Annotated in this window: 13 protein-coding genes; 12 read left to right on the plus strand and 1 reads right to left on the minus strand. The window is 53.9% G+C overall.

Going from position 1 to position 11,688, the window contains the following annotated elements; translation table 11 throughout:
- Positions 1-252 precede the first annotated feature (252 nt).
- Positions 253-1,539 (plus strand): hypothetical protein, encoded by a 1,287-nt coding sequence (locus BLR44_RS24245; protein WP_143017449.1) that lies wholly within the window; start codon positions 253-255, stop codon positions 1,537-1,539.
- Positions 1,540-1,569: 30 nt separating this feature from the next.
- Here the strand turns inward: BLR44_RS24245 and BLR44_RS29220 are convergent, their stop codons facing one another.
- Entirely contained in the window at positions 1,570-2,430 is an 861-nt protein-coding gene (locus BLR44_RS29220) for a GNAT family N-acetyltransferase (protein ID WP_245706158.1), read from the minus strand.
- A 273-nt stretch (positions 2,431-2,703) separates the two neighbouring features.
- Here BLR44_RS29220 and BLR44_RS24260 point away from each other — a divergent pair, with 273 nt between their 5' ends.
- The 11 genes from BLR44_RS24260 (at position 2,704) to BLR44_RS24315 (ending at position 11,683) form a co-directional block, all read left to right on the plus strand.
- Complete coding sequence (locus BLR44_RS24260) at positions 2,704-3,570, plus strand: helix-turn-helix domain-containing protein (RefSeq protein ID WP_245706159.1); 867 nt, start codon at positions 2,704-2,706, stop codon at positions 3,568-3,570.
- Positions 3,571-3,694: 124 nt separating this feature from the next.
- Positions 3,695-4,273, plus strand: a complete 579-nt coding sequence (locus BLR44_RS24265) for a DapH/DapD/GlmU-related protein (RefSeq protein ID WP_218127175.1) — start codon at positions 3,695-3,697, stop codon at positions 4,271-4,273.
- Between the two features lie 104 nt (positions 4,274-4,377).
- Entirely contained in the window at positions 4,378-4,725 is a 348-nt protein-coding gene (locus BLR44_RS24270) for a cyclophilin-like fold protein (RefSeq protein ID WP_245706160.1), read from the plus strand.
- Positions 4,726-4,821: 96 nt separating this feature from the next.
- Complete coding sequence (locus BLR44_RS24275; protein ID WP_089687093.1) at positions 4,822-5,310, plus strand: cupin domain-containing protein; 489 nt, start codon at positions 4,822-4,824, stop codon at positions 5,308-5,310.
- Between the two features lie 529 nt (positions 5,311-5,839).
- A complete protein-coding gene (locus tag BLR44_RS24280) occupies positions 5,840-6,904 on the plus strand; it encodes an NAD(P)-dependent alcohol dehydrogenase (protein WP_245706161.1) in 1,065 nt (354 codons plus the stop codon).
- A gap of 24 nt (positions 6,905-6,928) precedes the next feature.
- On the plus strand, positions 6,929-7,786 hold the full coding sequence (locus BLR44_RS24285; protein WP_089687097.1) for an aldo/keto reductase: 858 nt from the start codon (positions 6,929-6,931) through the stop codon (positions 7,784-7,786).
- A 77-nt stretch (positions 7,787-7,863) separates the two neighbouring features.
- On the plus strand, positions 7,864-8,259 hold the full coding sequence (locus tag BLR44_RS24290) for a (R)-mandelonitrile lyase (RefSeq protein WP_089687099.1): 396 nt from the start codon (positions 7,864-7,866) through the stop codon (positions 8,257-8,259).
- Between the two features lie 231 nt (positions 8,260-8,490).
- On the plus strand, positions 8,491-9,474 hold the full coding sequence (locus tag BLR44_RS28715) for a hypothetical protein (RefSeq protein WP_143017450.1): 984 nt from the start codon (positions 8,491-8,493) through the stop codon (positions 9,472-9,474).
- Positions 9,475-9,506: 32 nt separating this feature from the next.
- The gene (gene map / locus BLR44_RS24300) at positions 9,507-10,274 is read left to right on the plus strand and encodes a type I methionyl aminopeptidase (RefSeq protein WP_089687104.1); all 768 of its coding nucleotides are present in this window, start codon (positions 9,507-9,509) and stop codon (positions 10,272-10,274) included.
- A 108-nt stretch (positions 10,275-10,382) separates the two neighbouring features.
- On the plus strand, positions 10,383-10,964 hold the full coding sequence (locus tag BLR44_RS24305; protein WP_089687106.1) for a class I SAM-dependent methyltransferase: 582 nt from the start codon (positions 10,383-10,385) through the stop codon (positions 10,962-10,964).
- A gap of 344 nt (positions 10,965-11,308) precedes the next feature.
- A complete protein-coding gene (locus BLR44_RS24315) occupies positions 11,309-11,683 on the plus strand; it encodes a type II toxin-antitoxin system death-on-curing family toxin (RefSeq protein ID WP_089687110.1) in 375 nt (124 codons plus the stop codon).
- Positions 11,684-11,688: the final 5 nt, after the last annotated feature.

Here is an 11,688-nt window from a genome sequence, read left to right on the forward strand (position 1 = left end):
TCGTAGTTCTGCCACCTCCTGCCCAATTGCGACACAATCGACCTGAATCTCACCTCCTAACCGAACGCTTTTTCTGAGCCCATCGCACTGAATTTCAGGCAGTCGCACGAGGATACGGTGGGGCACGCAACCGCTGATATTGCCACGAAACACCCTTTTTCCTAACTTGCCTGCTGGCAAGCGCAGGCCCTCCAAGCTCCTCTTTCCTGCACTTCCGGAATGGATTATCTACCTAATCATTACCTCCCTCCCATGAAAAAAGTACCTCAATTTCTCGCGATGTGCGTCGTGATGCTGTTCCTTGTTCCGTCGACGACCCACGCACAACTCGGCACCCTGAAACGCCGACTCGAAAAAAAAATCGTCGACAAAATGCTGGGCGAAGACGAATCCGACACAAATGCGCCCGCCGAATCGTCCGAAAACACCTCCACGACCAAAGGGAAAAAGTTGACGCCCCCGAGCGTTACCGATAACCTGAGCAACGCCCTGACCGCCCTGGAAGCCAGCCAGTACGCCAATGCGCGCTACGACATCAAAGAAGCGACCCGCGGCGTCGAGCTGGAAATCGGCTATCAGATTCTGGAAGCTATGCCCACGCAGGTCAGCGGCCTGGCCTACGAAGCGGACGAAGACGGCGTGGTCAGCACGGGCATTGGCTTCGTGGGGTTGGTCATCAGCCGCACGTACCAGAAGGGCAGCCGGCAAATCACCGCGACCGTGGGAAACAATTCGGCGCTGGGTGCCTACGGCATGATGCTGAGCGGAAACTACGCCACCAACGACGACAACCAGAAATCGGTCACGGTGCAGGGCAACCGCGGCACGCTGTTTTTCGACGGCGGCAACGAGTACCGGCTGGGCATTCCGTTTGCCCAGTCGTCGGCCTTTGTGCTGGAATGCGACGGTTTCGGCGACGAGGCCGAAGTGATGGCGGCGATGGAAGCGTTTCAGCTAAGCACGTTCGAAGCGCTTCTGATGGACAAAACCAGCAACGCCACGGCCAACCAGGATGCCAACCGTTACCTGAAAACGGCGCAGACGGAGTACAACGGCAAGAAGCTGGACAACACCCGCGTGGCCCTGCAACAGGCGCTGGCGGAAGTCGACAAAATCATCGGTCAGCAGATTCTGGAAATGCTGCCCGCTGCGCTGGGCGATCTGCAGGCCGTCACGACGCAGGACTCCCACACCTCGGCCGGTTTTACGGGCATCTACATTCAACGCATCTACGAATCGGCCGACAAATCGGAACGCATCGAAGTGAACCTGATGAACGACTCGCCCCTTCTGGCGGGTGTAACCACCTTCCTGGCCAGTCCGCTGATCGCAGTGGCCGCCGGAAACAAGGTGATTAAAGTCGATGGCTACAAAGGCATGTACGAAAAAGAAGAGGGCTCCGACCCGCTCGCCATCAACATCAGCATTCCGTCCAACCAAACGCTGCTGACGCTCAACTTCACGAAGGTTTCGGAGACGAACGCCAACACCTACGCGCAGCAGATTCCCGTGGGCGACATTTTCGCGCTGATCAAGTAATTGCCCCACAAAGAGACCGCCTTCTTCGGTTTATGCCGGGGTCAGCTCGTCGAGGCTGTGCAAAATCCGCTTGCCCCGCTCCTGCCCGATGCGGACCATTTCGTCGGCTCCACCCGAAGGCCCGCCGATGCGCAAAATGGCGTCGCACTTATCGATGAGCCGGATGGCCACCGGATGAAACAACTCGTTCCAGATGGCATCGCCCATGGCGGTGGAACCCGCCGTCTTGATCAGCGGCAGCGCGAACCACTCGCCCAGCACGGGCAGGTGGCCCATCCGGTAGAGGGCCAGGGCGGTCTCTTCCATGTGGTGTACATTTTTTTCGATGAGGGTCGGGTCATCGTTCGTACCGGAGCGGTATGGCCCGGCCACCAGGATCATCAAAGGGATAATAGCGTTCGCCATAAGGGTAGGGATTTGCGAAAGGATTGGTTTTCCGGGGGAGCGCCTGTGCGTTTGCCACGCCTCAAACGTCATCTCAAACTTAAGTTCGTGCGCGCCATGTCTGCCTACGTCGTGCCACCCCTGCCGACGGTAAAATGCCTCTGCACGCGTCCCCGGAGCGGTACTTAGCCAAAGCGGCACCGTAGTGTGCCGAAAGTACCAGTCGAGCATCTGGTGGTGTAGATGCTTGCCAATGCCCTGCCCTGCGTACGCGGGCCGGACAAACAAAGCCCAGACGTTGTGCGCTTGTAGGTCGACTACAGCAAAACCCACGATCCGCCCATCTGCTTCGCAAACCCACCCCCTACCACGCATCCACAGGTAGGCTTCGTAGTCCTGATCCGTGATCCGGGCCGGATTCGACAGCACATTTTCGTTGACCGAACAACGTACCTCGTGGAGTTGTGGCAGGTCGGCCCGATGGGCTTCACGGAAGAGTTGTTGCATACAAGCACGCACTACTATAAACGACCCAGGCCCTCAGGAGCGACAGCGCTTGGTTGTCGTTTCGAGCGGACAAGGTACGATAGATTGGGTAAAAAGCGAACGGATGAGTTAGGGCAACATGAGTCTTGTGTATCGCTCGTACAACGGAAAACAGCCGATGTTCCTTTACCAGGAGCTACACGTTCGTTGTGCGTAGGTCATCGTAACGGAGCTCATGATTGGTCTTACGATTATCTTCGTTTGATTTTCTTATTTTGCAGAATGAAAAACAAAATGGCACGCTCGGTTTCTGACTTCAACAACGAACTGAAGTTAAAAGGCTTTAAAGTCTTCCAGATTGAATCGGACGGGAACGCGACGCGCACCTACAGCCGGAAGGATTTTTACAAAATCTGCCTGACGACGGGGAAGAGTAGCATCCACTACGCCGACCGGAGTTTCGAGATGGACGGCACCATTCTGTTTTTCGGCAACCCCCACATTCCCTACTCCTGGGAAACGCTTTCGACTACCTACAAGGGGTACACGTGCCTTTTCTCCGAAGATTTTCTGAAACAGGCAGAGCGCTCCGAGAGCCTGCAACAGTCGCCGCTGTTCAAGTTGGGTGGGACGCCCGTGCTACACATCACCGAGCAGCAGCGCCTGTTTCTCAACGGCATTTTCGAGAAGATGATCGAGGAACAGCAGTCGGATTATTCGTTTAAGGACGACCTGATCCGCAATTACATCCACCTGATTCTCCACGAGGCGATGAAAATGGAGCCCTCCGAACACTACGACCAGCACAAGAACGCCGCCTCCCGCCTGACGGCCGTGTTCCTGGAGCTGCTGGAGCGGCAGTTTCCCATCGAAAGTGCCGACCAACCGCTGCAACTGCGCTCGGCCCAGGACTATGCCCAACACCTGGCGGTACACGTCAATACCCTCAACCGGGCCGTAAAGGAGGTGACCGGCAAGCCCACTACCGCCCACATCACCGAACGCATGGCCAGCGAGGCCAAGGCCCTCCTGCAACACACCGACTGGAACGTGGCGGACATTGCCTACGCCCTCGGTTTCGAGTACACGACCTACTTCAACAACTTTTTCAAACGCCTGACCGGCACCACACCCACCGCCCTGCGCATCCAACACGTTTGAAATTCTTATCCATTGATTTGAATTTCTTTACCCCTCGCACGGTCTGAACGAGCACCTTTGTGGAGAAGCCTGCGTACCGATAAGGCACCGGGTATTTCTATCATGTGACGAACACCAGACCTGTATGGACACGACTGATATTTTTGAGCGCCTTCAGGCGGGCGTTCCCATTCCGATGGACGATCCGCAGTACACGCGGATTGGAGAGGCCGTTGCCCGAACGATGGCCCTGTCGGCGGCCCTCAATGCCTCTACCAACGTTGAACAGATCCGGAAGCGTTTGAGCGAGTTGATCGGCACGCCAGTAGACGACAGTACCACCCTGTTTGTGCCCTTTCACACCAACTTCGGGCGCTTTATTCAGCTGGGGCGGAACGTGTTCATCAACCACGGCTGCTCTTTCCTGGACCTGGGCGGCATCACCATCGAAGACGAGGTGATGATCGGCCCCCGGGTTAACCTCACCTCGGAGAACCATCCGGTGGACCCCACGAACCGGAAAGTGCTGGTGCCTCAGCGCGTGGTCATCAAGCGAAATGTCTGGATCGGGGCGGGCGCGACCATTCTGCCCGGCGTCACGGTCGGCGAAAATGCGGTTGTGGCGGCGGGTGCGGTCGTTACAAAAGATGTCCCTGCCAATACGGTCGTGGGGGGCGTACCGGCTCGGGTACTCAAACACCTCACGGAGCAATCTGCCTCATGAAAGCCCTCCTGATCCTCTTTGTCAGCTTGTTCGGCGTCCCCTTGGGGGACTGTACGGACTACGACGGGACGGATGCTATACACCAAACGCCCCCTACGGACACCATGAAGCTGAAAATAACGGTAGGCAAGGTTGTGTTTACGGCCACGCTCTACGACAACGCCACGACTGCGACCCTCAAAGCGCGCTTGCCGCTGCATCTCACGATGCGCGAACTGAACCATAACGAAAAGTACGGTACTCTCCCCGCTCCCCTGCCGACCGACGCCGCGCATCCCGGTACGATTCAAGCGGGCGACCTAATGCTGTACGGCGATGATACAGTCGTGCTGTTTTACCAAACCTTTTCCACATCGTATCGCTACACGCGGCTCGGGAAGCTTGACGACGTAACGGGACTGACCGACGCCCTGGGTTCGGGAGACGTACCGGTTACGCTGGCATTGGAGTAATGACAGAGGCCCGCTCATGCCCCCGCAAAAATCAGCGGGTCGGTCAAGCCCCCTGTAACGTAGAAAAAACCAGTTTACACATACATCAGCCGGATTATGAATCAAAAATGCAGTACCCCCGCCCTTCTTGCTTCTCTCACGCTCTTGTTTCTAGCGCCCCTCGGGTGCACATCTCCGGCGGGCGACACGCAGCCGGAAGCCATTTTCCCCAAAGGGGAGCAAGGACCTACGCAGAACTTCACCGGCAAAGCCTGGAACTACGGACTGGTGCCGAACGATTCCACCTACAACACTGTCGTAGGGAACGTCTACTTCGAACCCGGTGCGCGGAGCAACTGGCACACCCACCCGGGCGGGCAAATCCTGATCATCACCGATGGGGTGGGCTATCACCAGATCGAAGGTCAGCCGCGAGAAACGCTCCGCAAGGGCGATGTCGCGCAATGCCCGCCGAATACGAGGCACTGGCACGGCGCGAGTCCGGACACCGGCATGCAGCAACTTTACATCGTTACGAATACCGATAAAGGTATCGTCGACTGGATGGAGCCCGTTACGGACGAGGTGTACGCTGCCGCGGAGTAAGCGCATAAGGGGTGCGTTTACCACTTTTTACTTGGTTTGAATTTCATACATTTTGGTTTGAATCTTAGTACTTCATTCCGGATGGATTCAGGCACTTTTGCGAATTAATTCACCGAAACGGCAAAGAAAGCTAATTTTTTCATAGGCTAAGTCCCAGTTGTTCTATTTGATTTTCTTACGCTACCTGTAAGGAAATCGGAATAAGCAATCCGGGGCGACTTACCGGTTCGGTGGCTCCATCCGGCACCGACAGGCGCTTTTTGCAGACGACCACTTCCCCGCTCTGAAGCGACAACAGCCTCGGCTCTCGGGGCATACCTCCGGGGAGAAGGGCCAATGCGGCTGAGCCGCTTTCGAAAGCCGGACCGGGGCACACAACGCATACGTAACACGAACGCCATAGATCATGGAAGCATCCAGCCTGAATTCATCCAGAAGGCAATTCCTGCAACAATCGGCCCTCGTCGGGACAGGGATCCTTCTGACGCCCACGCTACCCCTTTTTGCACACCATCCGAACGCAAAACCAATGAGTAAGAACATAAAAACCAGAGGCTACGCTGCCCTGGACGAATCCGGAACCTTGAGTCCCTGGGAATTTGAGCGCAGACCCGTCGGCGACGACGACATTTTGATCGACATCAAATACGCAAGCATTTGCCACTCCGACATCCACCAGGAGAAAGGCCATTGGGGACCACAGCAGTATCCTCAGGTGCCGGGACACGAGATCGTGGGCATCGTGTCGGCCGTGGGCAAAAACGTCACCAAGTTCAAGGTGGGCGACCGCGCCGGGGTCGGCTGCATGGTCGACAGTTGCATGGAATGCGAAAGCTGTACCCACGGCGAGGAGCATTATTGCGACCGTGGTGAAACCAAATTTACCTACGGGTTTCCTGCAGAAGCTGAACCTACCGGCATCACGCAGGGCGGCTATGCCAACAAACTGGTGGTACGCGACCATTTCGCGGTCCACATTCCGGAACACATCAGCTTCGCAGAAGCCGCGCCGTTGCTGTGCGCAGGCATCACGACCTACTCGCCCCTGATGAAAGCGCACTTCCAGGTAGGTGACAAAGTGGGCGTGGTGGGCATCGGCGGACTAGGCCACCTGGCCGTTAAACTTGCCGTGTCGAAAGGCGCGGAGGTCTATGCGTTTACGACCTCGCCAGACAAGGTAGACGACATCAAATCGTTCGGCGCGAAAGAGGTCATCGTGGTGGATGAGTCGTTCAAAAGCCTGCAACCGTATGGCAAAACGCTCGACTACCTGATCTGTACCATTCCGTATCAGTTCAACGTAGCACCCTATGTGGCGTGCGTCAAACCGTTCGGTCATTTCACGTTCGTGGGCATGCCCAATGCGTCCGAAATTACTCTGAACAATTTAGCCCTGGCGGCAAGCCGGGTTCACTTCAATTCGTCGCTGATCGGCGGCATTCCCGAAACGCAGGAAGTGGTGCACTACTGCGCCGACAACGGCATCCGGCCGGAGATTCAAGTGATCAAGGCCGCAGACATCAACGACGCATGGGCGAAGGTGGTGAACAAAGAAGCCCGGTATCGGTACGTAATTGATGCGGCCACTTTTTAGTCAACTAAAAAAACAATTTCAATCATGACATTACAAGAGAACTATACGCTCTCCAACGGCGTGGAAATTCCCAAACTAGGTCTGGGGACCTGGTTGATCGATAACGAGGCGGTGGTAGAGGCGGTAAAAGGGGCCATTGCCCTGGGGTATCGGCACATCGACACCGCACAGGCGTATCAGAACGAAAGCGGCGTGGGCAAAGCCCTCCGCGCCAGTGGGGTGAAACGAGACGCGTTGTTCGTAACCACCAAGCTGGCCGCCGAAATAAAATCCTACAAAGAAGCCGTGGCGGCCATCGATGAATCCCTCCAAAAACTGGGACTCGACTACATTGACCTGATGATCATCCACAGCCCGAAACCGTGGAAAGAGTTCCAGGGCAGCGATCCGTACTTCGAAGGTAACCGGGAGGCGTGGCGAGCACTAGAAGAAGCCTACCAGGCCGGAAAGTTGCGGGCCATCGGGCTTTCCAACTTTGAAATTGCGGACGTCGACAACATCCTGTCGTCCTGCACCATCCAACCCATGGTCAATCAGGTGTTGGCGCACATCAGCAACACCCCGCACGAACTGATTCAACACTGCCAGGACAACGGCATGCTGGTGGAAGCCTACTCGCCCATCGGGCACGGGGAATTACTGAAAAACGAAGCGGTAAAAGAAATCGCCAAAAAATACGGTGTTTCGGTACCTCAACTGGGCATTCGGTATGACCTGCAGCTGGGACTTCTGCCCCTGCCTAAGACGGCCAATCCGGACCACATGCGGTCCAACGCCGAGGTCGATTTTGTCATCTCCGAAGAGGACATGCATACCCTGATCAACCTGGAACCCATCAAAGACTACGGCGAGGCCAGCAAATTCCCGGTCTACGCCAAATAAATAAGAGTGGCCTCGATCAGGGAAGCTTACGTTTCTGGTTGAGGCCGCTTATCTGAAACTTTCAACTTTTTACCATCATGGAAATTATCCGAAACGGAGCACAGCCCTCGGTCAAAGGACCGGACGACTGGTTTACGGGTGCAGTGCGCATCGATCCTCTATTCTCCAAAAAAGAAGCCACCAAAGCTGCCGGTGCGCTGGTCACGTTTGAGCCGGGCGCCCGCACCGCCTGGCATACCCATCCGGCCGGACAGACGCTGATCGTGCAGTCGGGACTGGGGTGGGTACAGCGCGAAGGCGGTCCCATCGAAGAGATTCGTCCAGGCGACGTGGTCTGGTTTGCACCGGATGAAAAACACTGGCACGGCGCCTCCCCCACTAAAGCCATGAGCCACATCGCCATTCAGGAGGAAGTGGACGGCAAGGTCGTCGACTGGATGGAACAGGTGTCGGAAGCGCAATACGCACGCTAAACCGGAACGAACCGGGCGGTGGCCGCGTCGTCCGTCTGTTCAGAACATAGGCATATGCCCCCACGAAAGAGCGCTTCCGTCCGCCTCTTGTGTGGGGGTATCTTTTTTCAGGAAATTCGTCAGCAGAAAGAGTGCCTATTCTATACAAAGACTCGTTACACCATGTGGGGTTCAACCGAAGACAAATGGCAACGCGTTACTTTTACGTGGAAACGAAAAGTTGTGCTTACGATGAAGCTCTATTGGAAGGATACCAACACTAATGTAGACAGATGGCCTCAATTAGAGATTGAGATCAGCGAAGCTACCAAACCAGCAATCCGAGTCATGGCAGGCAGTGGTTTGAAATTTAAAATCCAGCACGATAACATGCCTATTGCCTGGGGCCGAGTTGCTTCAGATTATTATGGTTGTTGGTACTTACGAAACCAATTTGAATGGAACAAAGTCGAAGCTCCCATAACACCGATAACCTCAAACGATGTAGAACGATCGTTAGAACATCAAACCGAACGAGAAAGGCTCACGTATTGGGGAAAGTTTTTTCTAGATGCGTTAAGCAAGTCCAACGCTACCATTTTTTACAATGGGACATGGGAATTGTCTGTTGCTCTACATGATGAGAGCCATGTTTCTCCCTTCAGCTCAAAGCATTGGAAAAGATTTAATTCGGAGAAAGTATTTTATCCGCAAAGACCCCTTTGGATTGATTGGGATTTTAGAAATACCTCCCCACTTTTATCATTAAAAAGTCAACCTTCTGAAGACAACGGAAGAACGAAATGGTGGAGAAAAAAAGTGAGAGAAGGAACGTGTCCTCCTGTGCTGGCCTGGTTTATCAGCGCATTAGACTCATTTGTAATTATTGATGGGCATTGTAGAATGCAGGCCTATGAACTGGAGCATATCAAACCCACAGTGTTAGTACTAAACGCCATTCAAAAAGTCAAAATCACTCCTGATCGGGCAACACAAGAGAGTATACTTAGAGGCTTAGAGAACAGAAAAATTCATCCTTTAAAAAAAGACATATCGGTAGATCTGATGAACAGTTTACTGATTAGCGCATTTGACGACAGGCCCTACAATCGGCCGATAACCAGCAGCATAGCAAAAAGAGATTTTGCGAAAGAGTGGCTAGATGAACTACTTCAATTCAAGAACGACTCTGACATAGACCAAGAAGAACTGGAAGGCATGATTGCTGGCCAATAGCAAGCGTAACGATTCAACTACAAAATCCAATTATGTCAATCACTACAGAAGCGGAAGTAATCGGGATGCAAAAGGTAAGCGACGTGGTCGCCTGTACCCTAAAAGAAATGAAGCGCTACGCCCAACCCGGCATGTCCACGAAACAACTTGACGACTACGGGGCCGACCTGTTGAGGAGCTTCGGCGCAACCTCCGCGCCGTTCCAGACCTACCAATTCCCGGGGTGGACCTGCATCAGTGTCGGCGAAGAGTTTTGCCACGGCATCCCTTCGAAAAAAAGGATTTTAAGCGAAGGCGACCTCATCAACATCGATGTCTCGGCGGAACTCAATGGATTCTGGTCCGACAACGGCGCTTCCTTCGTTCTCGGAGAGGACGTCCATCGTCATCAGGCACTGGTCGACTCCTCCATCGCGATTTTGAACAAGGCAATCAGCCACATCAAAGGTGGCGTCCGCATCGCTCACATCGGAGCGCTGATTGAAACGGAAGCGAAGAAACGCGGTTACCGCGTCATCAAGAACCTTACCGGGCATGGCATCGGCCGGAGTCTTCACGAAGAGCCGAGTGAAATTGCCAACTACCCTGACCGCTCGAACCGCCAGCGCTTCAAAAAAAACTCGGTGGTCGCCGTGGAGACGTTCATCTCGACCCGCTCCACATACGCCAGGACGCTACGCGACGGCTGGACGATGGTCGGCAACAAGGGTGGATTTATGGCGCAACACGAACATACCCTCATCGTCACCGACGGGGCACCCATCATCCTGACCGAAATGAACGAAATTCCGAAGCATTAAAATTCAGACAAAAAGAGAGCAAAGCAGAAAGGAATCTACAAGACTCAGTCCCTGTTGTCATCAATAGAACCGTTCCCCGTCACTAAAAAAGCCCAGACGCAAACAGGCATGGATTCTTCCAATGGGTATGAGAAAGTCGCGCGGGCGTTTGTCAACGTCCGTGGAAACGCCACCAACCGCATTGGCGTGCCGGAAGTAAAAAGCTGGGCCGCCTCGTTCCCGGCCGGAGCTACGGTACTGGACCTGGGATGCGGTTCCGGCATGCCGATCTCCAAAACCTTGATCGACCAGAAGTTGACCGTCTACGGCATTGATGCATCGCCTACCCTGGTCGCGCAATTCAGAAAGCACTTTCCCCATCACGAAATCCGCTGTGAGTCTGTGGAAGCATCCTCGTTTTACGGCTTGATCTTCGACGGGATCGTCGCATGGGGGTTGGTGTTTTTGTTACCTCCAGAGACGCAAGTTGCGCTGCTTGCAAAAATAGCCCGGCACCTGAAGCCGGGCGGAAAACTCCTGTTCACGTCGCCCTCGCAGCCGGTCGAATGGGTAGATGTGATGACGGGGCGGCCGTCCGCATCGCTGGGCAGGGAAACGTACCGCGACGTACTGGCACAACACGGCATTCGTGTGGTCGGCGAGTTTGCCGACGAGGGCGAAAACCATTACTACAGCTGTGAAAAAGCGTAACTTCCTTTTTGTCTACGCGCCTCAACGGCCGGATTCGCATGGCTAGAGGACTCTCCCCCGATTGACTTTTCAAGCGTCTGCGAAACGTAGACCTTTATCAACTCTCGTCGGAATGGCTAAAAAATTGTATTTTCAGCGAAAGAATGTACTGGAAAGTTTATGAACAAAGAAGAGGTAAAAACTGAGATACACAAGATAGTCGATAGGTTACCTGATGAGGTATCGGATGAGGTACTTATCTACCTGAAGGGGGTTCTTGATAAATCTGCTCACCATGTGAAGTTGACCACGAATCTTGCGAAGATTCTCAACGAAGATCAAGAACTTCTTAAACGACTGGCTCAGTGATCAGTATCACAGAAGTAATCAGGATTCATGAAGTACTAATTGAAAAATTTGGAGGATCGAAAGGGATTCGGGATCGGGCTCTTTTGGAATCAGCGATTCAGCGTCCTTATCAGACGTTTGACCAAAAACTTTTATATCCTTCGGTGGTAGAGCAGGCTGCCGCATTGGCTGAAAGTCTCATCAACAATCATCCGTTTCAAGATGGAAACAAGCGAATAGGGTATACGATTATGAGATTACAGTTAATGATGCATGGCCTAGATATCGAAGCCAGCGAGGATGAGAAATACGATTTTGTGATCAACATTGCTTCGGGTAATGCTTCTTTTGATGAGATCACGAAGTGGATTAATGACCATTTGAAGAAATAGGAATA

The sequence above is a fragment of the Catalinimonas alkaloidigena genome (genome assembly GCF_900100765.1).
GTDB lineage: Bacteria > Bacteroidota > Bacteroidia > Cytophagales > Flexibacteraceae > Mooreia > Mooreia alkaloidigena.

What these genes read in the sequence shown, in the direction of transcription:
- BLR44_RS24245 (WP_143017449.1), top strand. Translation starts at nt 253, where the DNA reads ATGAAAAAAGTACCTCAATTTCTCGCGATGTGCGTCGTGATGCTGTTC.
- BLR44_RS29220 (WP_245706158.1), bottom strand. Translation starts at nt 2,430, where the DNA reads ATGCAACAACTCTTCCGTGAAGCCCATCGGGCCGACCTGCCACAACTC.
- BLR44_RS24260 (WP_245706159.1), top strand. Translation starts at nt 2,704, where the DNA reads ATGGCACGCTCGGTTTCTGACTTCAACAACGAACTGAAGTTAAAAGGC.
- BLR44_RS24265 (WP_218127175.1), top strand. Translation starts at nt 3,695, where the DNA reads ATGGACACGACTGATATTTTTGAGCGCCTTCAGGCGGGCGTTCCCATT.
- BLR44_RS24270 (WP_245706160.1), top strand. Translation starts at nt 4,378, where the DNA reads ATGAAGCTGAAAATAACGGTAGGCAAGGTTGTGTTTACGGCCACGCTC.
- BLR44_RS24275 (WP_089687093.1), top strand. Translation starts at nt 4,822, where the DNA reads ATGAATCAAAAATGCAGTACCCCCGCCCTTCTTGCTTCTCTCACGCTC.
- BLR44_RS24280 (WP_245706161.1), top strand. Translation starts at nt 5,840, where the DNA reads ATGAGTAAGAACATAAAAACCAGAGGCTACGCTGCCCTGGACGAATCC.
- BLR44_RS24285 (WP_089687097.1), top strand. Translation starts at nt 6,929, where the DNA reads ATGACATTACAAGAGAACTATACGCTCTCCAACGGCGTGGAAATTCCC.
- BLR44_RS24290 (WP_089687099.1), top strand. Translation starts at nt 7,864, where the DNA reads ATGGAAATTATCCGAAACGGAGCACAGCCCTCGGTCAAAGGACCGGAC.
- BLR44_RS28715 (WP_143017450.1), top strand. Translation starts at nt 8,491, where the DNA reads ATGAAGCTCTATTGGAAGGATACCAACACTAATGTAGACAGATGGCCT.
- map (WP_089687104.1), top strand. Translation starts at nt 9,507, where the DNA reads ATGTCAATCACTACAGAAGCGGAAGTAATCGGGATGCAAAAGGTAAGC.
- BLR44_RS24305 (WP_089687106.1), top strand. Translation starts at nt 10,383, where the DNA reads ATGGATTCTTCCAATGGGTATGAGAAAGTCGCGCGGGCGTTTGTCAAC.